Here is a 24,908-nt window from a genome sequence, read left to right as displayed (position 1 = left end):
TCACAACTAAATAATTAGTATAGTAATACGAATGCTAAGTTACATCAATCAATAAACTTACAGTAAATTTTCCATTCTCAGTTATAAGCTCTGCTTCTGTACTCTCAACCCATTCTATCACTTCAGCATTGCAAACTGACTGCAAATCATGCTGAGCAGAATAATTTAACTCATCCTCTTTTACACTCGCTTTTATCATCAACTTTTGTATAAGATGCTTAACTGATACGTTATTATCTGCTTTTATTTTTCTCACAAGGTTTAATATCTGCACGAAATTATCTCCCATTTCCTCAGAATACTTATCATAGGTAAGTTCTTCCTTGTTAGGCCAATTACTTTTATTGTGAACGGAGTTATAACTATACAACTGATGATATATTTCCTCTGTAATGTATGGCAAAAATGGTGCAAATAACCGCAAAATAATATTGAGTACATATGCCAAACTCTGTTTCGCACTCATGTTTGCCTCGCTGTCCAATGCATCTCCATATGCACGTTTTTTAACTAACTCTAAGTAATTATCACAAAAATCTTTCCAAAAAAATTCTTCTATTGCGCTCAAAGCTTCGCAGTATTCAAACTGTAATAGGTTGTTCGTCGTTTTTTCTATCACTTTATATAATTTGGACAATATCCACTTATCCATCGTCTCACTGATGGAATTTATGCTCAATGCTTGATGTTTTTCCATAAACATGGAAACAAATTTGCTAGCATTCCAAAGTTTCGTAACAAGTCGTTTGCCAATTTTGAAGATATTTTCAGAGTAGACTGTGTCAACTCCAAGTCTTGAGTTTGCTGCCCAATAGCGTACTACGTCAGCTCCATAGGTTTCAAGCATTACATGAGGAGTGATGATATTACCTTTTGATTTACTCATCTTTTTTTTATCATCAGCCAAACACCAACCACTAATCATGATATTTGTCCACGGCAGTGAATCTGCATGATAATGTGCCTTCAAAATCGTATAAAAAGCCCAAGTTCTTATTATCTCATGGCTTTGGCTGCGCAGATCTGCAGGAAATATCTTATCATACCGATGGCTTGGTAAACCGAGCTCACTGTTTACTGCCAGTGCACTTAATTGAGGAGTGATCGCACTTGTTGCCCAAGTATCCATCACATCTTGATCTGGAGTAACTTCTTCTTTAATATACCCTTTCGGCAAATCTTTGAGTGGATCTACAGGTAAATCCTTTACTTCAGCTAGAATGATTTTGCCTTCTTCTCCCTTACGTTTTGAATACCAAACTGGAAATGGTACACCAAAATAACGCTGTCTTGAGATGCACCAATCCCAACTTAGCCCTTCTATCCACACCTCCATACGTTTACGCATAGATTCTGGATGCCAATTACATTTACTCACTTTATCTAATACTTGAGTTTTTTGCTCTAAAGTCTTGACAAACCATTGATAAGTAGGTAATATTTCAAGCGGCGCACCAGATCTTTCAGCACATTTAACAGAATGAGAAATGCTAGTGCTTTCTATTAAAAGTCCTTTTCCACTGAGGATTTCAATGATCCTCTTTCTTGCTTCTTTAACTTTTAGTCCATGGATCCCAGTGTCAGCTACTCGGATGACACCGGCATGTGTCTCCTCTGTCACCTGAGTAGCTTGATACTGGGCATCTTTCTCCCCTGTCATCCCAGTGCGTGACACTGGGATCCATTTTTGATCACACACTGCATGCAAGTTTATCCTTCCATCCTGATCAATTATAATTGTCACCGGCAGATTATGCTTTTGCTGCCAATATATGTCGAGCTCATCACCGAATGTACAGCACATAACAAGCCCAGTGCCTTTATCTATTTTGACCTTATCATCAGCTATTATTGGAACTTTTGCCTCTGTAATTGGCACTACGGCTATTTTTCCAATCAGATGGGCATATCGTGCATCTTCTGGATGACAAAAAACTGCAACACATGCAGGAAGTAACTCAGGTCGCGTAGTTGCAATATGAATCTGCTCATTTTTTTCAGTGGAAAAAACTATCGTGTTCAAAGATGACTCAAAGACTTTATCCTCTATTTCCGCTTGCGCAATTGCGGTTTTATCAACTGGGTCCCAAAGAATAGGTTGCATTTTCCTATATATATACCCTTTGTTATATAGATCAACAAACGACGTTTGAGAAAGTGCCACAGCTTCCTTGCTGATCGTGTGATATTCCAAACTCCAATCATAACTAATGCCGACCGATTTAAATAACTCCTTGAATTCTTGCTTTGACTTCTCAATAACTTCATGGCACATCTCTATAAATTTTTCTCTGCCAACTTCTTTTGCACTAACTTTATAGGTTTGCTCAACTAACCTTTCAGTCGGAAGGCCATTATCATCAAAACCAATTGGATAAAACACATCTTTCCCCAGCATACGTTGGAACCTTGCAATAAAATCCGTATGGCAATAGCTAAATATGTGACCGATGTGCAACTTTCCTGATATAGTTGGTGGAGGAGTGTCTATAGTAAAAGTGTTATTCTCTTCACCATTCCATTTATAAACTTTACTTCCTTCCCATAATATGTTGTATTTATTTTCAATTTCTCTAAAGCTGTACTTTTCTTCTAACATAAATATTTTTCAGTTTTAAGCTTTAAGTTAGCACAATTGAGCAAATACAGCAATTTTAATGTCTGACATTTTAGTGTCCCCCTTCGGGGATTGTCTCGCTTTGAGGCGAAGGACAAGTTACAATAGTCGCGTATGCGACGTTATGGGTATAATGCACACTCTAAGTACGATATGAAAGTACACTTGGTATGATATCGCAAAAGGGTGCTAATAGGCCAAATTGCTGTTAGAGTTAGGGAGCTGCTAAGGCAGGTTACTATGGAAAATGAGATCCAAATTATCTCAGGCAAAGTTGCAGTAGATCATATTCATATGTTTATATCATATAAACCACAGCAAAGTGTTAGTAAAATTGTACAACTTTTGAAAGGAACAAGTTCAAGGTTGCTGATGCAAGATTTTGCAAGTCTAAGTAAGCAATTTTGGGGCAGGCACCTTTGGGCACGTGGATATTGAGCCGTAAGTTCTGACAGACGAGGTTATACAAGAGTACATATCTATCCAGGAAGGCGAGCCACTTCATGACAATGATCAATTTCAAATTGATTAAAATTTAACCCTTCACCTTGTAGGTGATGGTTGTTGAGTTTATAATACAAAATTTCTTGATTTTAGTTTTTTATGTATTACACGATAAATTTTTAGTATTGAGGTTTATTATGCCTGATTTTAAATTTTCTGATTTACAAGATCTTGTTAATGCTCTATATGATCCATACTATCTGCCCTCCAACGAAAAAATAAAACTAGCAGAATTGCTTGAGGACGTGTTGGAACTAGAAGTTAAAAAAAGCCCGAAAGAGGCAATAGCTATATTAAAAAGCAAAATAAAAAATGGACTAAAAAGTGAAATGTCGAATGAACTGAAACAAAAAATAGGTAAGCTTGAGCAACTAAAGGCGGAAAATAAAGACTTACAAACTAAAAAGGATAGAGCTGAACGGTTAAATAGATCCTTAGAATATGCAAGGAAGACAGCTCAGAACGAAAATATAGAATTAAAAGCTGAAAAAAATAAACTAAATACTCAAATCCAGCATTCACAGCAAGAAAAGAAAATATTAGAAGTCAAAAATGAAGCAAATAAACAACTAAAAGAAAAAGCAACATACATCGCTACTGCTAGTACTGGTCTTGCTGTTGGGTTAGTAGTGTATATTACACTTGAACATACAACTAAATTGGACATGTGGTTAATCGTTGTTATAGCAACAGTATCTGCATTCTTAGCTGGTGGTTTAATAATGAAACCTAGCTCTCAAGTAAATGGAACACAAGAACCACAAGGAGTAGCAAATAAGAATTCAGTCTAGCTTGATATAGTTTTTTTCATTTCACTGCCTTTCCAAATTTGAAGCAGGTTGTTTGAGCCATAGTACAAAGTAAATATAGTAATTTTACACTAAAATTTTTAGTTTTGTTTCTGTGGGTTAGTTGGTACGAGCCTTGCCTTTAAGAAGATGTAAAATCACAATTATTACGAATAACATTCCACCAATAACTGATATAGCTCCACCCGTAATAAAACAAGCACGTGCCAACATTGATGAAATACTTGGCAGATCTGCAACTTTTCTTAATGCACCATATCCACCAAGCCAAACAAGTCCAGTAATGTGGAGAAAATGTCCCAAGCTATATGCATAAATCTGTAATCTTACTATGGAGCTTTTTATTTCTTTACAGCCCAATTTTGGTAACAGCCAGTAGACAAAATTCATAAAAGCTATAGTAATACCAACCACAGAACCGTGATAATGCGCAGGGATAGTGACATTTCCTTCAATAGTTAGCACTCCAAGCACACCTCCATAAATGAACAATACAAACGAGTGGAGAAGATAATTGCCCTTATCATTGAGCAGAGTTTTTATGTTGCAATATACTAATATTGTTAAAAAGCACGGCAGAACTGCTCCAGCAATTCTCATATGCCAGGTAAAAAACTGTATCAATTCAGCACTATCCGCCGAATAAATAAAGTATATAAACGGCGCACCTACGGTCAAAACTGTGTTTATAAATAGTGGTAAAATGGTAATTTTATTTAGACTAATATAGCGAGCATTCAGTATGATCAAATAAACTAAAAACATTGCTTGAGCAAAGGCAAACTGCAGTAAATGTCCGCCTCCCCAAAAGAGATATTCATAAAATAAATTCTTGTCTGAGTGATATAGACCTGGAGGCATATTTTTATGTGCTAAAACAACACAAAGAAATGATGACACAAGTATAATGACCAGGCCAATTTGTCCGATTGAAAGATATGAGTCTTGTTTATTTGATATGTAGGCTAGAGCTGTATTGATCAATATGCTGGTAATGAAAAGACTGAGTCCAAGTAAAAATAATTTGTTTTGTAATACAGGTATATAGTTACTTTTGATAACTTCAGTATTTGGAACAAATGCAGATATAAACATTAGCAGCATGGAAAGGATTGAGAGAATCCATGAGAAGTTAAACCAATGATTGGTGTTTTTTAAGTTTATGATGAAGAGCAGAGATATTATAGAGCACATCCATACCAAAATTGACAAATTTACGTGTATCACCAGTGCATTATCAAAGATATATTGTGCAGAAGGAATGAGAGAAGAAATAAAAGGCAATCGTAGAAAAATAACAATTATTGACAGCAGTCCAGAACAAGCAAGAGCAAGTACTGCCAAGAATATCCATTGCCTGCAAAGTGAAGCGTTATTTTGTATGTTGAGCATTTATTTTTAGGTACTATAGCATAAGACAATGTACATTTTTCAAATTGATATGCATAGTTTAAATGAATGACATTACAACAATATCTTTCATCGTGAAAATGCTGCGTACATTTCCATTTCATATTATGGTAATATTACTGACAGCGTTAGTCTGAGCTATCGAAATGTGTTTTAATCAATACTTGATAAAAATTATTACAGTAAGAGAATCTTTACATAATGGCATGACATTACGTTAATGCTTTTGATCCACAATTAAGAACATTTTCGTTGTGATTTACGTTTCTAGTATGTATATTAATGAATCTTGTTTTCACTAAATAATGAAAATAATAATTGTCATGATAATGTTATTGTATAGTAACTATACAATGGCAAGCGAACGAATAAGTTTAGTAGATAAAAAATTATCTCAAGGATATGTAGCTCCAATACTTACAGAAAATAGCGTTATTTTACCAGACAAGCACGGTACCTTATATTCCTTTGATATCGATAACCCAAGAGTTATAAATTGGAAATTATACCTCTCAAGTAGGAAAAAAATTGGTAATATGAGTTTATCGAGCTACAAAGAAAATGTTTTCTTTGTAGTGGATAACATTCTACACACAATAGATGCAAAAACAGGGGAGATTCAATGGGAAAAAGAATTAAGAGCTCCGGCAAGAGGGAAAGCAATAGTAATAAACAATAAGTTGGTAGTATTGACTATTGATAACTATCTACATGCATTTGATATAAAAGATGGCAGCCCTATTTGGGCTTATCAAAATGGTATAAATGAGGTTCGAGGTTTATATTCCATCTCACCAACAATCTCTAATGATAAAATAATAGCACCATTTTCAAATGGTGAGTTAATAGCTTTTAATGAAGAAGGTAAAAAACTATGGAGCCAAAAATTAGCTACAAATCTTTTAGATACACAGCTTACAGATGTAACTACTACGCCTAGAGTACACGATAATATCTTAATAGCTACGAGCAACTCTTATATTTATAGCATTGACGTAAACTCAGGAAATATTTTATGGTCAAGGCCACTACAAGTAAAAAGTATATCAAACATTGAGTCATATTATAGCCCTCTTATTCCTGCAGAGAAACAAAAAGAAGGCGGAAGAATTTTCATGGTGACTAAAGATAATAAGGTAATTGGCATCGACATACAAAGTGGAAAAACAGTTTGGACATCTGATTTTATAGAGAATGTGCAATTGTTTGTTCCAATTATGTATGCCCATACGCTTTGGGTAACAAGTAATAAAGGTTCAATATTTGTTTTTCCTGGATCTGAAAGTACAGGAAGGGTAATTAAAATACCCGGTAATGTGTTTCATGCTCCAGTATTTACCCATGGTAAGATGTATATAACGACTGAAGGAAATGGTGTTTATTCTTTAGAAAATAGGTTTGTTTTTTATGACTGATTATGATTTGATTATTATAGGTGGTGGTCCAGGTGGTTACAAATGCGCTATTGCTGCTGCAAAACTTGGACTCAAAGTTGCTTGTATAGACAAAAATAGCATTTTTGGTGGCACGTGTTTGCGAGTTGGGTGTATACCATCAAAAGCATTACTCCATTCCTCTTATCAGTATGCTAGCGCGAAAAATAATCTATCAAAACTTGGCATAAAAGTTAAGGATGTAAGTCTCGATTTGAGAGAAATGATAGGCTATAAAGACGCTAGAGTTCAGGAACTTGGAAAAGGCATAGAATATCTGTTTAACCTTTACAAAATTACTAAGATCAATGGACTTGGAAAAATTACTTCTTTTGATCAAGGCAACCTTGAAGTTTCAGTTGAAGGTAAGGTGCTGAAGACAAAAAATATAGTAATTGCAACCGGTTCTGACGTTATTTCTTTGCCAGGAATTAATATCGATGAGAAAAGTATTATTTCATCAACTGGTGCATTGTCTTTAACTGAAGTACCAAAAAAACTTGTCGTAATCGGAGCCGGGGCAATAGGGCTTGAAATGTCTTCTGTATGGAGGAGGCTAGGGTCTGAAGTCACTGTAGTAGAATTTTTTGACAGAATCGCTGCAGCAATGGATGGAGAATTAAGTAAGTCTCTACTTTCTAGTCTACAAAAACAAGGAATAAAATTTTTACTTAGCACTAAAGTTGAGGGAATAAAACAAAGTAGTAACTCTTTGAGTGTGAAAGTTTGCTCTGTAAAAGATAATCAAACAAATACTATAGAGGCGGATAAGGTATTGGTGGCAGCAGGACGCAAACCATGCTCTGAGGGTCTTGAAAAAATAGAAAAAGACAGTCGTGGCTTTATTAAAGTCAACAATAGTTATGAAACCAACGTAAAAGGAATATTTGCTATTGGTGATGTGATTGGTGGAGCAATGCTTGCTCACAAAGCTGAGGAAGAAGGGGTGGCAGTTGCAGAGATACTAGCAAGGCAATTGCCTCACGTTGATTATGAAATCATACCGTCAGTCATTTACACCCACCCTGCAGTTTCTTCAATCGGTAAAACTGAAGAAGAACTAAAAAGTGCTGGTCGAAAGTATAAAGTTGGTAAATGTCAATTTGCTGCAAACGGTAGAGCAAAAGTCACTGACGATGCTGAGGGATTCGTGAAAGTTCTGACTTGTAGCAAAGCAGATACAATACTCGGTGTACATATCATAGGAGCATACGCTGATACGCTAATCAATGAAGCAGCGGTTGCAATGGCATATGGTGCAGCAGCAGAGGATATATACAGAATTTGTCACTCTCATCCTGATATAAATGAAGCCTTTAGGGATGCGTGCATCGATGCTTTCTTTAAAAAGTAACTGTGGACCTCGGTTCAATCATTGAAAAATGGTATGATTGGCTAAAGTACAACAGGTCTTACTCACCAAACACTTTGGAGTCATACATGAGGGACCTCAAAGATCTTATAAGTTTCCTAAATACTCACATTGGTGAAGAAGTAAATGTTGGCTCTTTAGAAAAATTAAGCATACCTGAACTGAGAAGTTGGTTTACCTCTCGTTATGCAAGAGGTGTAAATGCGAGATCTAACACTCGCGCATTGTCAGTAATCAGAAATTTTTTCAAATATATAAAAAACAATTATGAAATAAATAATGAAGCGGTATTTTCTTTATCAAGGCCAATTCAGAGAAGAACTCTACCTAAAGCACTTTCAATATCTAACATAGAAACTCTATTGAAAGAAATGAAATTGCCTGATCTAGGCGAGCCTTGGGTGGTAAAAAGAGAAATTGCAATTGTCGTTCTGCTATATGGTACGGGCTTAAGAATCACTGAAGCACTGAATCTTAAGGTTAGTGATATTAGCAATGAAAGTTTAATAGTAACAGGTAAGGGAGATAAACAAAGGCAGGTATTTATTCTTCCAGTAGTAAAAAAGTGTATACAAAAATATATAAAAGCTTGTCCCCACTTTGACGAAGCGGGACATCTTTTTGTCGGGGTAAGAGGAAAAAAATTGGGAAGAACTTATGTTGCTAATCGTTTGCAAAAAATAAGAAGATTTTTAAACTTACCAGAAATTTTATCTCCACATGCATTTCGCCATAGTTTTGCTACTCATTTGCTTCAGGAAGATATTGACATAAGATCAATACAACAGCTGCTTGGCCACTCAAGCCTTGAAACTACTCAAGTTTACACTCACCTAAATTATCAAGATGTCTTCAATATGTATAAAAACTTTCAGAAGAGTTTGAATAAAAAATCGAAATCTTAACTTCGTCTTAAATCGATAATATTGCCGAACTGAGTGCTTGCAACATCATTCAGTACTGTACTTGCTTTATATAAGCAATAGTGACCAGCAGAGAAGAAAGCAAAAACGTTTTGCAAAAGGTTATGAATGAAAGAGAATAGACAGCAGAATTTAAATTAGAAGCTATGTAAAGAAACAAGTCAAGCAAATAGCAAAAGATCTGGGACCGTACACCTAGGCACTCAATTTTAATTTTTCACTCAAAACCAAGTTTACGACATCAGGGCTGGCTTTTCCTTTGGTGGATTTCATGACTTCACCAACAAAGAACCCATACAATCTTGTTTTACCACCCTTATATTCTTGAACTTTATCTTGGTTGTCATTGATGATTTTATCTATTACCTCTGAGATTTGACATGTGTCAGTTATTTGCTTGAGATTCTGCTCTTCTATAATAAGGGATGCAGGCTTTCCAGTTTCAAACATAATATCAAAAACTTGTTTACCAAGTTTAGCAGAGATCGTTCCATCGACGATAAAGTCGAGGAGTTCGGATAAAGCATCTGCTTTGATTGGAGAGCTAACAATATCAATATTTGTTTTATTTAAACGACCGAAAAGCTCGACGGTTAACCAGGTAACTGCAATCTTTGAATCATGCTTTTTTGCTAATTTTTCAAAATAATCGGCAATTTCTTTATCAGAAGTGATAACGTCTGCATCATATTCATTGATACCTAATTCCTCTATGTATCGAAGTTTTTTTTGATCTGGCAGCTCGGGTAAAGATGATTTAATAGAATCAATTTTGTCTTGGCTTATTTCAACAGGTAGCAAATCAGGTTCAGGGAAATATCTATAGTCACTTGAATCTTCTTTGCTTCTCATCACTTTTGTTTTTCCTAAAGTGACATCAAACAATAAGGTATCTTGACTTATTTCTCCTCCGCTTTCCAAAATTTTGATCTGCCTTTGTGCTTCATAATCTATAGCTTGTACAATATAACGTATTGAATTTAAGTTTTTTATTTCACAACGAGTGCCAAATGTGCTACTACCCTTTGGGCGAACAGAAACATTTGCATCACAGCGAAGTGACCCCTTTTCCATATCACCATCACATGAACCGATGTAACGCAAAATCTGCCTCAATTTTTTCATGAATTCTGCAGCTTCTGCAGATGAACGAAGATCTGGCTCTGAAACAATTTCCATTAAAGCAACACCTGCACGATTTAAATCTACGTAAGTTTTGCTTTCTTCATGAATACTCTTTCCTGCATCTTGCTCTAAGTGAATTCTTGCGATTCTTATTTCTTTTTCATTATTATTGATAAACACTTTACCATTTTTAACTATCGGCTCAAAGAACTGGGTTATTTGGTAACCTTGTGGTAAATCGGGATAAAAATAATTTTTACGATCAAAGTAAGAGCACTTATTAATTTCTGCAGAAAGTGCAAGACCGGTACATATTGCTTGCTCTATGCAGAAATAATTTAATATTGGCAATGTACCTGGCATTGCTGCATCAACTAGAGAAACTTGAGTATTGTGCTCAGTGCCAAATTCCGTTAGTGAACTAGAAAATAGCTTTGTCTTAGAAGAAACCTGAGCGTGTACCTCAAGTCCAATTACTGTCTCCCAGTTTTCTTTTGTCATGTATTTTATTCAATTAATAACTTTATATTCTGCAAACTAGCACAAAAAGTCAAATAAAACTCATTTAACCTATGATCCAAGAGCGGTGTATATCAATAATATAAGAGTTACTACAGTTTCTATTGACTAGGCTGTTATATAATAAAGTTAAGTGCTGCCAAAAAATATCTATAGTAGGCCAAAACATAATTTTGATGGCAACTGATTAGCTAACAAATTTATAAACATCAGTATATAGTTCATCAATGCCTGGCTCTTTACTATTTTTAGCAAAATCTTCTGACTTTTTTACTAAATCTCGTATTTCCTTATCAATAGTTTTGCATTCTTCATCAGAAGCGATTTTATTGTCTGTTATATACTGCTTTAGGGTGCTTATAGGATCATGATTTTGCTTCATATCTTCAACTTCTTCTTTTGAGCGATAAGTAGCAGGATCTGACATTGAATGTCCACGATATCGATATGTCTTCATTTCAAGCAAGATAGGTCCTTTTCCCCCACGTACGTGCTCAGCTATTTCACTTGTTAACTCATAGACAGAGAAAAAATCCATTCCATCAACTTGTTTTCCAGGAATACCAAAATTCTCTCCTCTTTTATATAGTTCAGTTACTAAAGTTGATCTTTGTACAGAAGTTCCCATTGCGTATTCGTTATTTTCTATGATATAAACCACAGGTAACTTCCACAAAGATGCCATATTAAATGATTCATATACTTGTCCTTGATTTGCAGCACCGTCACCAAAATATGTGAATACAACGTTATCTTTTTTCTTGTATTTATTAGCAAATGCTATTCCTGTGCCAATTGGGACTTGTGCACCTACTATTCCATGTCCACCAAAGAAATTTTTTTCAACATCAAATATGTGCATGGAGCCACCTTTGCCTTTTGAACACCCTGTTTCTTTGCCGGTTAGTTCTGCCATCACAACATTCGGATCAGAATTACATGCAAGCATTAAGCCATGGTCTCTATAGCTTGTGATAAAAGCATCACCAGATTTTGATGCAGCTTGAGTCCCAACTGCAACTGCTTCTTGCCCTATTGATAAGTGACAGAATCCGCCTATTAATCCCATTCCGTATAATTGTCCTGCTTTTTCCTCAAATCTGCGTATGAGAAGCATTTTTCTGTAGAATCCAATCACCTGTTCTTTAGTGAAATTTTCTGCTTTCATATTGACTTTCTTTTATTAAATTGAGATCATACCAGAAATTTTTAACATTTTATAATACTATCTATATGGACTACTATCACTGGTTTGAAGCTTTTCACGTTATCTCTGTAATTATGTGGGTGGCAGGTATGCTCTATTTGCCAAGGCTTTATGTTTACCATGCATCTGTAAAACCAGGGTCAGAAAATGACAGCTTACTTCAAATAATGGAGAAGAGACTCCTTAGATATATCATAAACCCTGCAATGCTTTTCTCCCTTAGTTTTGGAATTATGCTAATGATTATTAGGGAACCATATCACGAAGGGTGGTTTCATGTAAAAGCGCTAGCATTATTCTTAATGTTTGCTATTCATGTCCTACTTGCAAAGCATAGGAAAAATTTTGTAGTGGGCTTGAATAAGAAAACTCACGTTTATTTTCGTGTTTTAAACGAAGCAGTAACAGTGTTAATAATAATTATAGTTATTATGGTTATTGTAAAACCTTTTTGATTTTCTAGCCTAATGCTGAACCATTCAATAGAGTATAAGAATTGTTACTAAATAGTTTATTCTGATGTTCCATAGTCTAAGTAGAGTACTTAAGATATAGATTCTTTGTTTTTGTGTGTTATCCTGATTAACAAGAATTCGCAGTAGTATTATAATGAGTAAGTTAAAAAAGCTTAGTGCTGGACTTTCTTTGACAGGCCTGATTGGTAGTGATGATATAGATATGCAAAGGGCAGGAAATAGAAAGAAGAAATATCAATTTTTGGATAAGACGTTCGCATGGATTGATGCGATGATAAATTTTATTTTTAAACGTGAGAGTAATAACGCAAATGAAGTCCTAAAAGTCACATGGGGACCACTATTTTTTGGTTTAGTGGTGATATTCATCTTTTTTGGAATAGGTGGTATTTGGTCGGCTATAGCTCCAATTGACGGAGCAGTGCATGCAAGTGGAGAAGTTATTGTCTCTTCAAATAGAAAAATAGTGCAACACTTGGGTGGGGGAATAATAAGCAAAATTTTAGTAAAAGAAGGTCAAACAGTTAAAAAAGATGAGCCTTTAGTTTTATTAAGTGATGTTAACGAAAAGGCAAATTTGAGTATAATTAAAGAAAAACTCTTATCACTTTTGGCAACTGAAGCAAGACTTATTGCAATTAGGGGAGACTTAGATACGCTAGAATTTTCTGATGAGGTTAAAAGATTATCTAACGATGAACTTGTAAATAAAGCGATAAAGAATCAGGTAAAGTTGTTCAACTCTCAGAGAAAGAGTATATTAGGAAAAACTGACATACTGCAACAACGTATAAAGCAGTTAAATGATGAATTAGCAGGGCTAAATTTTCAACTAAATGCAGCCCATAAGCAATATGACTTGATAACTGAGGAGTTAGAAACAAAAAGACAATTACTTGATAGTGGCCATATAAGCAAACCACACATTTTAGCTTTAGAAAAACAGTTTGCTGAAATTGAGGGTAGAGTTGGACATTACCGTTCTGCAATATCTCAAGTACAGCAAAAGATTGGAGAAAATGAGTTAGAGATTATAAATGTGAAGAATGATGCTCAAGAAAGAGCAAATGCTGAGCTTAAGGAAGTCAATACATCTATTGCAGACTTAAAAGAGAGGCTGATGGTTGCTGAAGATTCGTTAGCACGTACAATAATTAAATCACCTCAAGATGGTATAGTTACAGATATAAGATACCACACTGAAGGTGGTGTTATACAATCTGGAGTTCCAATCATGAGTATAGTACCATCAGATGATGATCTAATAATAGATGCTAAAGTTCTAACCAGAAACATAGAAGAGATACTGTCAGCAAAAAAGAAAGATAGCAATATAGTCTCTGTCGACGGACTAGAAGGGCTAAAAGTTAAAGTAAGGCTGAGCGCTTATAGTGCACGTCGCTTAAGTTTAATTAACGGTATAGTAAACCATATTTCCCCTGATGCTCTTGATGATCCAAGGATGGGGCGTTATTATTCAGTGCGAGTGGTGATACCAAAATCAGAACTTGCTCAATTTAAAAACGTATACCTATATCCTGGTATGCCAGCAGAAGTATATATAGTTACTCAATCCCGCACTCTTTTATCGTTCTTGTTTACACCTATAATTGCAACATTCGATAGATCTTTCATAGAGAGATAATTTATTTTGCTTTTCTAAAAAATTTGTTTACAGAGTTTGATATGCAAAAAAATTTACACACAAGTAGTGTATTATTTTATAATTATTTTCTATAATATGTAAATCTTTGATTTAAGATGCAAATGCTAACGTAAACATTAAAGGTTAATTAGTAAACTCAGCTGTATAATAGAATTAAAGGAATTAGTAAGATTTTTACCTCAATGAATTATAAATAGGCAAACTTACCTAAAGTTTAATAGTGTCTGTTACTGCTTTTAGGTGTGAGGCTAGAGGGTTATTAGCAATAACAGACACTATTAAACTTATTATAGAACTTCCTTAAAGTAAATACTTAACTTAAAATATTATAATATTTTAACTTAAAATAGATTCATGTAAATGCTTTTTCCTCAAGTTAGTATCGTATTAGTATATTTATTAAATGCTAAAAAAACATTAATCATCATTTACTTTTGATTCAATATTTAGCAAAACACTTGTGTACATTCTATAATCTCTGTTTGCATAGTAAGTGTATATATATTATTATACAGTTAGTTTTACAGCAAAAAATATGGTGAAGTTATTTGCATTATTGATAATGTTTTACTCAAACATATCAATTGCTTCTGCTCCTACTTCTTGGCAATTTGGGTTTCCTGCGCCTGCAACTGAGATAATGGAGGCTGTAGTTAAGTCACATTCGTTTGTGATGAGTGTAATGATTGCAATTATGCTTTTTGTATGGGCCCTGCTTGCTTATGTAGTATTTCGCTTTCGTAAGGGCAAAGTGAAAAATGTCAGTAAAATAACTCATAATATCTTTGTAGAAATTATCTGGTTTGTTATACCAACGATTATTGTTGGGGTATTGGCTTTTAAAAATGCTGAATTAATTAAACTACAGGAGAAAGTGCCAAAAGCTGACATAACACTAAAAGTTATTGGTCATCAATGGTATTGGAGTTACCAGTACCCAGAATATCAAGGTATTTCATTTGACAGCTATATAAAAGGAAAAGAAGACTTTACCGAAAGAGATTTAAAACTATTCTCTGTTGATAATAACGTTATTTTACCTATCAATACTAATATTCGTTTACAAGTGACAGCAGGAGATGTAATACATAGCTGGGGAATACCGGCTTTTGGTATAAAAATTGATGCAATACCAGGTAGGCTGAATGAAGCATGGTTTAACGTTACAAAGCCCGGTATTTATTATGGGCAATGTTATGAACTATGTGGTCAAGGTCATGGATTTATGCCAATTGTTGTTGAAGCAGTGAGTAAAGAAGATTTTAATAAGTGGATTGAAGATAAAAAATTAGTAAGTTAAGTTTGGAGTATAGATATGAGTGATGTACCAAAAGGTATAAGACGTTGGCTGTTTTCTACTAATCACAAAGATATAGGGACACTATACATTATTTTTTCCATATTAGCTGGAATTATTGGTGGATTATTATCGGTAATTATTCGTACTCAGCTAATGCACATTAATATACTTAACAATAATTACCAGCTATATAACGTAATGATTACAGGGCATGCGGTAATAATGGTGTTTTTTATGATAATGCCAGCCTTAATGGGAGGATTTGGTAATTGGTTCGTACCTCTCATGATTGGTGCACCAGATATGGCATTTCCTCGTATGAATAATTTAAGTTTTTGGTTGTTAGTTTCATCTTTTATTTTGCTTATCCTCTCGGTATTTGCTGGCGAAGGTCCTGGAACAGGATGGACTTTATACCCACCTTTGTCGCAAATTATGTCCCACCCAAGTGCAGGAGTTGATCTTGCTATACTTGCACTTCATATTGCTGGTATGTCATCAATTGTTGGGGCGATCAACTTTATAGTTACCATATTCAATATGCGTGCAAAAGGTATGTCACTAACTAAGATACCACTATTTGTTTGGTCTATTTTACTCACGTCATTTATGTTAATTGTTGCCTTACCGGTACTTGCTGGTGCTATAACTATGCTGCTCACTGATCGTAATATAGGTACCTCCTTTTTTGATCCTGCTGGTGGTGGTGATCCTGTGTTATTTCAACATCTGTTTTGGTTTTTTGGTCATCCAGAAGTTTACATAATTATTTTTCCTGCATTTGGTATCATCAGTCAGATTGTGTCAACTTTTTCTCATAGGCCAGTATTTGGTTATATGGGAATGGTTTATGCCATGATAGGAATAGCAACGTTTGGCTTCATGGTTTGGGCTCACCATATGTTTACTGTTGGGCTTAGCGAGGATGCTGCTATATTTTTTAGCACTAGCACAATTTTCATTGGTGTTATAACTGGTGTAAAAGTCTTTAGTTGGATTGCAACTATGTGGGGTGGAGCGATTGAATTGAAGACACCAATGCTGTTTGCATTAGGTTTTATTTTCATGTTTGTTGGAGGTGGTATAACCGGAATAATTCTTTCTCACGGTGGAATAGATAAGCTTTTGCACGATACCTATTATGTCGTTGCTCACTTTCACTATGTCATGTCGCTTGCTGCATTATTTGGAGCTTTCGCCGGTTTTTATTATTGGATAGGCAAAATGTCAGGTAAGCAATATAACGAGTGTTTAGGAAAGATACACTTTTGGCTCACTTTTATTAGCACCAATGTCACTTTCTTACCCCAGCATTTCCTGGGATTAGCAGGTATGCCAAGGCGTATACCTGATTATCCCGACGCGTTTATCCCTTGGAATTATATATCCTCAATTGGCTCATATATGTCCTTTCTTTCAGTTATGTTTTTTGTATTTATAGTTATACATCTCTTTAAGTGGGGCAAAAAAACTGGAGATAATCCTTGGGAAGGTGACACTTTAGAATGGACGGTATCTTCACCACCGCCTTTTCATACTTTTGAAAAACCACCAGTGATAAAATAGAATGTACACAAGTGTTTTGCTAAATGTTGAATCAACAATACTGGATTTTTGGCATTTGCTGAAGCCAAGGATAATGTACCTTGTAGTGTTTACTGCAATTGCTGGAATGGTTGCTGCACCAGGTAGCATTCATCCTTTCCTTGCACTAATATCTCTTATGTGCATTGCTCTTGGTTCAGGATCTGCAGGTGCAATAAATATGTGGTATGACAGAGATATAGACTTGCTTATGGAGAGAACAAAAAACCGCCCTATACCTTCAGGTAGAGTTTCTGCAGAAAGCGCGCTTGAATTTGGCATAACTCTTGGAATATTGTCAGTATTTATCATGGCAATAGCAGTGAACTATGTTTCTGCTGCTTTGCTTGCAATTAGCATATTATTTTATGTTTTTGTGTATACAATTTGGCTCAAAAGGCGTACTCCGCAGAATATTGTTATTGGTGGTGCAGCAGGTGCTTTTCCTCCAATGATTGGCTGGGCGGTTGTAACTGACTCTGTAAGCTGGGAAAGTTGTATTCTATTTTTAATAATTTTTATGTGGACTCCACCACATTTTTGGGCTCTATCCTTAAATAGATCTGAAGATTATACAAAAGCATCGATTCCAATGTTCAATATCGTTTATGGTCCAGAAAAAACGAGGAAATATATATTAATCTATAGCGTGTTACTCGTATTAACTAGCTTACTTCCAGCACTATTTTTGAAAAAGGCTCTATTTTACCTCAGTATGGCAATTATTGAAGGGTGTGTTTTTATTTGGTTTGCTGCATCCGTTATAAGGCTTAAGAGTCATAGCTCGCAGAAAAAAATGTTTTCTTATTCGATTTCTTATCTATTTTCTCTGTTTGCCAGCGTTATTTACTGCTCTATTGATTTGTTTTAACCATGAAAGAACATAAAAACTATCTTTTACTTTCTCTTCTAATAATGCTCGTTGTAGCACTTTTTTTTATTTCCATAATAAAATTTAAAGGTGCGGCTTAAATTGCCTCTATATCTATAAAAATTGTGATTTTATAGAAGCAACGATATACTTTATTAATTCACTACAGTTAAAGATGAAGAAAAAGGAAGTGACAATATACACAGATGGAGCATGCTCTGGTAACCCAGGGACAGGAGGGTGGGCAGCAATCATATTATTTCAAAATCATAGAAAGAACATCTGTGGTAGAGAAGAAAATACTACAAATAATAAAATGGAGTTAACAGCAGTGATCAATGGACTGAAGGTATTAAAATTTCCTTGTAATATCAGTTTGTATACGGATAGCCTCTATATTAAATACGGTATAACAGAATGGATAAATAAGTGGAAAATGAACGGCTGGAAGACAAGTAATAAGAAGTCAGTAAAAAATATAGAATTATGGAAAGAATTAGACGATGTTGCTTTGCAACATGAGATTAACTGGAAGTGGGTGAAAGCGCATAATGGTGATAAATACAATGAAGAAGCCGACAGCTTAGCAAGAAAAGCAATAATCGATGCTTAAAAAAATAGCTCTATCATTTTCTATAATTTTATTATTTATATTCTGCTTCTTTATCCCTTTTAAAGGGGAAGGTCCTTTAGAAATCAATATTAGTTATATTAATTTTTATATAAAGAAAAAAATATTAAAGATATTTACCAATTCGGATGTCAGCATGGAGAGTACCTCGGTTATTTGGCAGAAAGATGGCAAGCTAGTCATTACAGATTTAAAAATAACAAATCCTGACTTTACCATAGAAGTTCCTGAGCTTTTCGTACACTTTAAGTTAAGTTCCAAAAAGTTCTCTCAGGTTTTAGCTGGTAATGTACACATATATATCAAGAAGGAAGAGACCAGAGGAATAACAACATCTGTAATGACAGATAAGATGAGTAGTACAAAAAATCTGCTGAAGACAATAAGAAAAATTTTTTTCTACTTAAATGCAGACTCAAGGATTGAAATTACTAACATTGCTGTCAATAAAAGCACGGAAGGTGAATTCTTCATTGATAAAGTATATGTAGGAAAGGAGGAAAATTTTAATGTTTTGGATATTCGTGTTCATACAAAAGATAAAAAGGGGATTCTAGATGATTTATCTATTATGATAAAAAATCGCAATAATTTGTTAAATTTGTATGGAACATTTTATAACCTAAAGTTGGGGCTATTTAACGAGTTTTCCACACTAGTTAAAAGTTACAATTTGGACAAAGAAATAGGGTTCAAAGGGAACTTCTCAATGAGAATTAATGGAAAGGATGAAGTTATGGATGGAAACATATACGTGTTAAATACAGAGAGTCACTCAGGTAAAAACTTAGCCTTGACTAATGTAAATGTAAATTTGACATATAGTGATGAAATCATTAGCGTAAAAAACTTTCATTTTAAGTTAAATGATACTTACCTTTCTTTGATTGGCAAAATGAACTTTGGCACAAATCATGCTTTGCTTAGAGTTAATATTAGTAAACTTGTTGCAAAAGATTTATGTACTTATGTACCAGATGGTCTAGTGAACAATGAATTTAGAAAGTGGTATTGTAATAATATTGATGGGAATATTATAAATACAATTATAAGTTTTAACGGTAAAATCGATAGTTTAATAAATGATGATCTGTCAGGTATTGTAATCGTTGCTGATATAGAAAATGGCAGCGTTCAATTTGATGAGGATTTTGAACGAGTGGAGAAGTTGAACGGTGAGTTAACTCTCAAGGATAACAATCTCAAAATTATTGTAAATAGAGCTAAGTTTCAGAATTTTACTATCAATAGTGGTCATATTGAAATGAACTCTCTCAATAAAGAAGATTCTGTTCTTACCATTAATGGTCAGGCTGTAAGTGATGCTTATGGGTTATATGAGCCTATAAGATTTAAGCTGGATGATGTGGTAAAACTTGAAAGAGATAAAGTAGGTGGAATAGCAAAGTCTGTATTCAATTTTCGCATTTTTAATCTAAACTCTAGTGATAAAAAAGTAGATTTTTCGGCCAAATTTCATTCTGAAATTGATAATTTGGTGGTGTATAATGGAAGTTTTGGTAAGTATGATATTAAGCTCGATTTTGGGAGTGACTTTATAGAGTTAAATGGCAGTGGTATGGTGAATAATACACAGCTTCTATTTGACCTCAAAAGTAGCAATAAAAATGAAAATTTTGCCTGGAGTTTGACTGGAGATTTACCTGCTCAAATACTTAATTTCGGTGATGGTTATATCAATGCAAATATAGAGTCAGTAATGTATCAAGACAAAACAGGGTACGTTAATGGTAATATAGATTTATCAGAGCTCGAGTTGCGTTCAAGCTACTTAGGGTGGAAAAACCATTTTGAAGATCACAATGAAGTTTTATTTTCTACAAGGCTAAAAGGAGCAGGTAAGTTGCTAATAGACAAACTAGACGTTGTAGGAAATGATCTAGACATAAAATTCAGCGGAAGAGTAGAAAATGGAAATCTATATTTAAATTCTAGCAACTTTAAATTACCTGATAATAATTTTAGTATAGAAATTGAATCAGGTAAGGAGAAAAATGCCATAACTATTCACGGTGAGAAAATCAACTTAAGTGATGTGTTAGGTTTACTTGGCAAAGATAGTAATCGATTAAATAACAAAATAGAAGTTACTATGAATGTTGATAATATAATTATGAAAGAAGGAATTATCATAAAAGATGCTAAGCTAAATGTAACTTGTGCTAAAGGTGATTGTAGTGGAAGTCAATTCACAGGACAGTTTTTAGAAGATAACAGTAATATACTAGTAGAACATAGTGAAATAGGGCTTGAAATATATTCGGATAATTCAGGTATGCTTTTGCGTTCTTTAGGTATTGGTAAATCAGTTAAAAATGGCAAATTATCTCTTTATCTATCTTCTAAGAGAGAAAATGGAGAACATTATGGTATGTTATCTATCAGCAATTTCTATATCAAAGATGCTCCACTGCTTACCACTTTATTATCAATGTCTTCACTGCCTGGTATTGTAAATGCTATAAAGAACGAAGGTGTACATTTTTATAAGTGTAATGCACCTTTTTCATATAAAGATGGCACTGTTGAAATTGAAGAATTTTGGCTTGAAGGAGCGGAACTAGGCATTAGCACTAGTGGTACGCTCGATATTAAGGGTTATAAATTCCAGGTTGAAGGACAAGTAATACCGGCATACTCAATTAACAAATCTTTGTTGAAAATCCCTATAATCGGAAAACTTCTGACTGGTGGGAAGAGTAGGGGGATTATTTCAATAGACTACAAAGCAAATGGTGATGATAAAAACAACAACGTATCTGTTAATCCTATCTCTTCGCTAACCCCAAGCTTACTTAAGAGGTTATTAGGAGTATTTGATCGTATTATGACAAAAACTAATAAAAGCATTTTAAAAGGTAGTTTGAAGAAGAAATTTAGCTCAATATGACCAGAAGAAAAGTTGTTTATTGATGTTTAGTTAGATGGTAAACGTTAGATACAACAAACAGAGGAAGTTAGATAAAATAATTAAGGGAACAAGAATATAAAGGTTTAACTTGAAGTAACCGGATAAAATCTGAGTCACACTTCCAAGTGCTGGTACCCACGAAAGCAATGCAACTGCACAAATCAGTAGGTGCCTTACAATTTTTGGTGTTTTGTCTTCATTCTCTAATTTGTGATGTGATCTTCTGATAAAAATTGTTATTCTACCTAAATACCAGTTAGCTATTCCACCAAGACTGGATCCTAATACTCCAAAAAGTAATATAAGTAGTTGATCGTAGTTTGACCTAAAGCATAACATAGTGTAAAGTACAAAACCTTGATGTATGGGTAAGATAAGCGATGATACTAGGCTATCTATAAACAATAGGAGATAATTTTCCATACCAAGTTGTTGTACCATCTTCGTTGTCAGAAATTGTAACCCCCATTTGTTTCAATTGCTCTCTTATTTTGTCTGCAGTATCATAATCTTTATTTTGTTTTGCTACTTTTCTTAAGTCTATCAACCTTTCTATTTCTTGATGACTCACACCACTTGCAAACCACTCTTGATAACTTGACTCAAGAATACCAATGAACCTTGCGCTTTTAACAAACTTCTTAGTTAATTTGAGCCTCTCACATTCATTACTTGTCTTATTGATTTCTGTAGCCATTTCATGCAATATGGCTACAGCTTCAGGAATGTTTAAATCGTTTTTCAAAGCCTCTATAAAATCTTTAGAGACTTCTGCATCACTTTCCTCAATACATGTACTACGTAATAACCGATAAAACTTGTTTAAAGTTTCTTGCGACTCAGAGATAACATTTTCTGTCCAATCAAGTGGTTTTCTGTAGTGAGTTTTAAGCAGCGCATAACGTATTACTTCACCCTTTATTCCACTATCTAACAAATCCCTTACTTTGACTATATTAAATAAGGATTTGCTCATTTTCTCTTCATTTACCGTAAGAAACCCGTTGTGTACCCAATATTTTGCAAACGTTGACTCAGCAAATGCAGATTTACTCTGTGCAATTTCATTCTCATGATGAGGAAATTGCAAGTCTATACCCCCACCGTGAATGTCAAAATCTTTGCCAAGGTAAGCATATGACATTGCTGAACATTCTATATGCCACCCTGGTCTTCCCTCTCCCCATGGACTATTCCAGTGACTTGAAAGTTTATAGTCAGTTTCGTTTGCAGGTTTCCAAAGTACGAAGTCTCCTGGGTGTTTTTTATTTTCACCAACTTCAACTCTACTACCGTAGTTTAATTCATCAATTTTTTTTCCTGATAAAACGCCGTATTCAGGGTAAGATTCTACACTAAAATATACATGTTTATTGGATTCATAAGCATGACCAGCTTGCAGCAAAGACTCAATTAACTTGATAATGTTATCTATGTTTTCCGTTGCTTTTGGTTCATATGTTGGTTCTGCACAATTTATGCTTTCCATGTCTTCATGAAAAGTTTTAGTGTAATATTTGCTAATGCTTTCTATATTACTATTTTTCTCATTTGCTGCATTGATTATCTTGTCATCGATGTCGGTTATATTACGCACATAAGTAACTTTTCCATAACAAAATTTAAGCAGTCGAAATAATACATCGTAAACAACAATAGAACGTGCATTACCTATATGTGCTGTATCATATACTGTTGGCCCACAAACGTACATTTTTATATGATCTTTATCGATTGGTGTAAAGGGCTCTTTTTTTTTTGTTAAAGTGTTGTAAAGCTTAACCATATACAAAGCTTTTTAGAAAAGAAAATGCTCCAAATATAAGCTGTGGTCCTTTAACTATTACGACAAGAGTAAGTAATAACCCACACAATGATACTAATACTCCCATTATAGAGAGAAATCCATCTTTGCTCATGATACCCAGTGAAATGAGAGTTGTACCAATTGCAGGAATGAAGTTAGTTAAAGGAAGTGGGATTGCTATCGATAATGCACAAAGCAGCATTATAAATGCTAAAATATTTTCACCAGGACCACGAAAAATGAAAGACATTCTTGGTTTCATGAACTTTTCTATTTTTTTTAATGTAGGTGAAGTTTTCTCTACCACGAGAGCTAGTGTTGAACGTTGAAAAGATTTCCTTTCTAGCCAATTAGGCATCCAAGGGGAATCAAACCCAAATAGAAGCTGCAGTGAAAATAAGATTAAAGGTATAGAAAGAATGGTTGTATAGCCAGGTGGAACAGGTATAGGTACTGATAGCGGTAAAGAGAAGATGATTATTAAAATACCAAAACCGCGCTCATGTAAAGCTGTTTTAATATCAAATAATGTTACTTTATCATTATCGTTATTATTAGTATCTGCAACCTCTTTTAGAATATCAGAGGCCAATTTTTTATCTTCAGTCAATTTCACACTTTTTTCCACAGTTACCCTTTAATAACAATATAACTTCTAACTAACACAGTTATTGCTATATTTCAATATCGATTATTCATTTCATGCTGTACTTCATTCTTTTATTAAAGTGTTGTAAAGCTTTTAAGTTATAAGGCTTTTAAGAAGAGAAAGTGTTCCGGCTATAAGTTTTGGTCCTTTAACTATTACAATAAGGGTAACCAATAACGCACAGAATGAAACTAACACTCCTAACGTAGATAAAAATCCATCTTTACCCATAATGCCGAGTGAAATAAGAGTTATACCAATTGCAGGAAGGAAGTGAGTAAAAGGTAATGGAAGAGCTATTATTATTGCACAAAGCAACATCATAAAAGCTAGAATCTTTTCACCCGGACCAAGAAAAATAAAAGACATTCTTGGTTTCATGAACTTTTCTATTTTTTTTAATATAGGTGAAGTTTTCTCTACCACGAGAGCTAGTGTTGAACGTTGAAAAGATTTCCTTTCTAGCCAATTAGGCATCCAAGGAGAACCAAACCCAAATAGAAGCTGCAGTGAAAATAAGATTAAAGGTATAGAAAGAATGGTTGTATAGCCAGGTGGAACAGGTATAGGTACTGATAGCGGTAAAGAGAAGATGATTATTAAAATACCAAAACCGCGCTCATGTAAAGCTGTTTTGATGTCGAACAATGTTACTTTATCACTATCGTTGTTATTGGTATCTGCAACCTCTTTTAGAATATCAGAGGCCAATTTTTTATCTTCAGTCAATTTCTCACTTTCTTCCACGATTAACCTTTAATAACATTCTAACTAACATAATTATTACTGTACTTCAATCATACCTCTTCAATTCTTTAGCCTTGTTTAAACAAATGACACGCACTTTAGTGCGTGTCACGAAACATAAGGAAGCTAACGATCTGGTTCATTAGATGATAGTTTCTCTGAATCCTTAAGTTCTTGTTTAAGGTTTTTAATGCCTTTGCCTAAATCACCCATAACTTGTGGTAACCTACCTGCACCAAACAGAACTAAGATTATTATTAAGACTAGAAACAGCTGCCATGGACCTAAACTCATTTGTACCTCCGTTGAAAATATTAACTTTTAGG

At 34.4% G+C, this 24,908-nt stretch carries 20 protein-coding genes and 1 pseudogene; 12 read left to right on the top strand and 9 right to left on the bottom strand.

Annotation, left to right across the window (positions count from 1 at the left end):
* Nucleotides 1-34: 34 nt before the first annotated feature.
* Entirely contained in the window at nt 35-2,599 is a 2,565-nt protein-coding gene (locus tag ONG75_RS01800) for a valine--tRNA ligase (RefSeq protein ID WP_264375611.1), read from the bottom strand.
* Nucleotides 2,600-2,731: 132 nt separating this feature from the next.
* Here ONG75_RS01800 and tnpA point away from each other — a divergent pair.
* A pseudogene (gene tnpA, locus ONG75_RS07870) lies at nt 2,732-3,149 on the top strand (IS200/IS605 family transposase).
* A gap of 25 nt (nt 3,150-3,174) precedes the next feature.
* Nucleotides 3,175-3,912 carry a hypothetical protein gene (locus ONG75_RS01790; protein WP_264375609.1) on the top strand — a complete coding sequence of 246 codons (738 nt, stop codon included), beginning with the start codon at nt 3,175-3,177 and terminating at the stop codon, nt 3,910-3,912.
* A 117-nt stretch (nt 3,913-4,029) separates the two neighbouring features.
* On the opposite strand, the gene ONG75_RS01785 is transcribed toward ONG75_RS01790, so the two are convergent.
* Nucleotides 4,030-5,322, bottom strand: a complete 1,293-nt coding sequence (locus ONG75_RS01785) for a cbb3-type cytochrome c oxidase subunit I (protein WP_007302752.1) — start codon at nt 5,320-5,322, stop codon at nt 4,030-4,032.
* Between the two features lie 323 nt (nt 5,323-5,645).
* On the opposite strand from ONG75_RS01785, the gene ONG75_RS01780 reads away from it, so the two are divergent.
* Genes ONG75_RS01780 through ONG75_RS01770 form a run of 3 tightly spaced genes read left to right on the top strand, consistent with a single transcriptional unit; the run spans nt 5,646 to nt 9,050 of the window.
* On the top strand, nt 5,646-6,755 hold the full coding sequence (locus ONG75_RS01780; RefSeq protein WP_264375608.1) for a PQQ-like beta-propeller repeat protein: 1,110 nt from the start codon (nt 5,646-5,648) through the stop codon (nt 6,753-6,755).
* A complete protein-coding gene (lpdA, locus tag ONG75_RS01775; protein WP_010401379.1) occupies nt 6,748-8,127 on the top strand; it encodes a dihydrolipoyl dehydrogenase in 1,380 nt (459 codons plus the stop codon). Before ONG75_RS01780 ends, lpdA begins: the two co-directional genes overlap by 8 nt.
* A 2-nt stretch (nt 8,128-8,129) precedes the next feature.
* Nucleotides 8,130-9,050 carry a tyrosine-type recombinase/integrase gene (locus ONG75_RS01770; RefSeq protein WP_010401376.1) on the top strand — a complete coding sequence of 307 codons (921 nt, stop codon included), beginning with the start codon at nt 8,130-8,132 and terminating at the stop codon, nt 9,048-9,050.
* Nucleotides 9,051-9,263: 213 nt separating this feature from the next.
* Here ONG75_RS01770 and gatB read toward each other — a convergent pair whose 3' ends face one another.
* Nucleotides 9,264-10,694: an Asp-tRNA(Asn)/Glu-tRNA(Gln) amidotransferase subunit GatB gene (gene gatB, locus ONG75_RS01765; RefSeq protein ID WP_064085943.1), complete on the bottom strand. Its 1,431-nt coding sequence runs from the start codon at nt 10,692-10,694 to the stop codon at nt 9,264-9,266.
* A 205-nt stretch (nt 10,695-10,899) separates the two neighbouring features.
* Complete coding sequence (gene pdhA / locus ONG75_RS01760) at nt 10,900-11,880, bottom strand: pyruvate dehydrogenase (acetyl-transferring) E1 component subunit alpha (RefSeq protein ID WP_264375607.1); 981 nt, start codon at nt 11,878-11,880, stop codon at nt 10,900-10,902.
* Between the two features lie 65 nt (nt 11,881-11,945).
* Here pdhA and hemJ point away from each other — a divergent pair, with 65 nt between their 5' ends.
* From hemJ to ONG75_RS01725, 7 genes are all read left to right on the top strand, one after another.
* On the top strand, nt 11,946-12,374 hold the full coding sequence (gene hemJ, locus ONG75_RS01755; protein WP_226080371.1) for a protoporphyrinogen oxidase HemJ: 429 nt from the start codon (nt 11,946-11,948) through the stop codon (nt 12,372-12,374).
* A gap of 154 nt (nt 12,375-12,528) precedes the next feature.
* Nucleotides 12,529-14,040 carry an HlyD family type I secretion periplasmic adaptor subunit gene (locus ONG75_RS01750; RefSeq protein ID WP_264375606.1) on the top strand — a complete coding sequence of 504 codons (1,512 nt, stop codon included), beginning with the start codon at nt 12,529-12,531 and terminating at the stop codon, nt 14,038-14,040.
* 556 nt (nt 14,041-14,596) lie between these two features.
* Complete coding sequence (gene coxB, locus ONG75_RS01745) at nt 14,597-15,361, top strand: cytochrome c oxidase subunit II (RefSeq protein WP_264375831.1); 765 nt, start codon at nt 14,597-14,599, stop codon at nt 15,359-15,361.
* 15 nt (nt 15,362-15,376) lie between these two features.
* The gene (ctaD, locus tag ONG75_RS01740) at nt 15,377-16,927 is read left to right on the top strand and encodes a cytochrome c oxidase subunit I (protein WP_139686463.1); all 1,551 of its coding nucleotides are present in this window, start codon (nt 15,377-15,379) and stop codon (nt 16,925-16,927) included.
* Between the two features lies 1 nt (nt 16,928).
* Nucleotides 16,929-17,816, top strand: a complete 888-nt coding sequence (locus ONG75_RS01735) for a heme o synthase (RefSeq protein ID WP_010401351.1) — start codon at nt 16,929-16,931, stop codon at nt 17,814-17,816.
* A gap of 175 nt (nt 17,817-17,991) precedes the next feature.
* Nucleotides 17,992-18,429 (top strand): ribonuclease HI, encoded by a 438-nt coding sequence (gene rnhA / locus ONG75_RS01730; RefSeq protein ID WP_010401349.1) that lies wholly within the window; start codon nt 17,992-17,994, stop codon nt 18,427-18,429.
* On the top strand, nt 18,422-21,358 hold the full coding sequence (locus ONG75_RS01725; RefSeq protein WP_264375605.1) for a DUF3971 domain-containing protein: 2,937 nt from the start codon (nt 18,422-18,424) through the stop codon (nt 21,356-21,358). Before rnhA ends, ONG75_RS01725 begins: the two co-directional genes overlap by 8 nt.
* 30 nt (nt 21,359-21,388) lie before the next feature.
* On the opposite strand, the gene ONG75_RS07775 is transcribed toward ONG75_RS01725, so the two are convergent.
* The 5 genes from ONG75_RS07775 to tatA form a co-directional block, all read right to left on the bottom strand.
* A complete protein-coding gene (locus ONG75_RS07775; protein WP_012481730.1) occupies nt 21,389-21,802 on the bottom strand; it encodes a YqaA family protein in 414 nt (137 codons plus the stop codon).
* Nucleotides 21,771-23,165 carry a cysteine--tRNA ligase gene (gene cysS / locus ONG75_RS01720; protein ID WP_064085935.1) on the bottom strand — a complete coding sequence of 465 codons (1,395 nt, stop codon included), beginning with the start codon at nt 23,163-23,165 and terminating at the stop codon, nt 21,771-21,773. Before cysS ends, ONG75_RS07775 begins: the two co-directional genes overlap by 32 nt.
* Nucleotides 23,158-23,814 carry an exopolysaccharide biosynthesis protein gene (locus tag ONG75_RS01715; RefSeq protein ID WP_007302767.1) on the bottom strand — a complete coding sequence of 219 codons (657 nt, stop codon included), beginning with the start codon at nt 23,812-23,814 and terminating at the stop codon, nt 23,158-23,160. The genes cysS and ONG75_RS01715 overlap by 8 nt, the downstream gene beginning before the upstream one ends.
* 114 nt (nt 23,815-23,928) lie before the next feature.
* On the bottom strand, nt 23,929-24,582 hold the full coding sequence (locus ONG75_RS01710) for an exopolysaccharide biosynthesis protein (protein WP_264375604.1): 654 nt from the start codon (nt 24,580-24,582) through the stop codon (nt 23,929-23,931).
* Between the two features lie 126 nt (nt 24,583-24,708).
* Nucleotides 24,709-24,876, bottom strand: a complete 168-nt coding sequence (gene tatA / locus ONG75_RS01705; RefSeq protein ID WP_006013840.1) for a twin-arginine translocase TatA — start codon at nt 24,874-24,876, stop codon at nt 24,709-24,711.
* Between the last annotated feature and the right edge of the window lie 32 nt (nt 24,877-24,908).

The organism is Wolbachia endosymbiont (group B) of Sphaerophoria taeniata (assembly GCF_947179355.1).
Taxonomy (GTDB): domain Bacteria; phylum Pseudomonadota; class Alphaproteobacteria; order Rickettsiales; family Anaplasmataceae; genus Wolbachia.
This window is presented reverse-complemented; position numbering and strand designations above follow the sequence as displayed.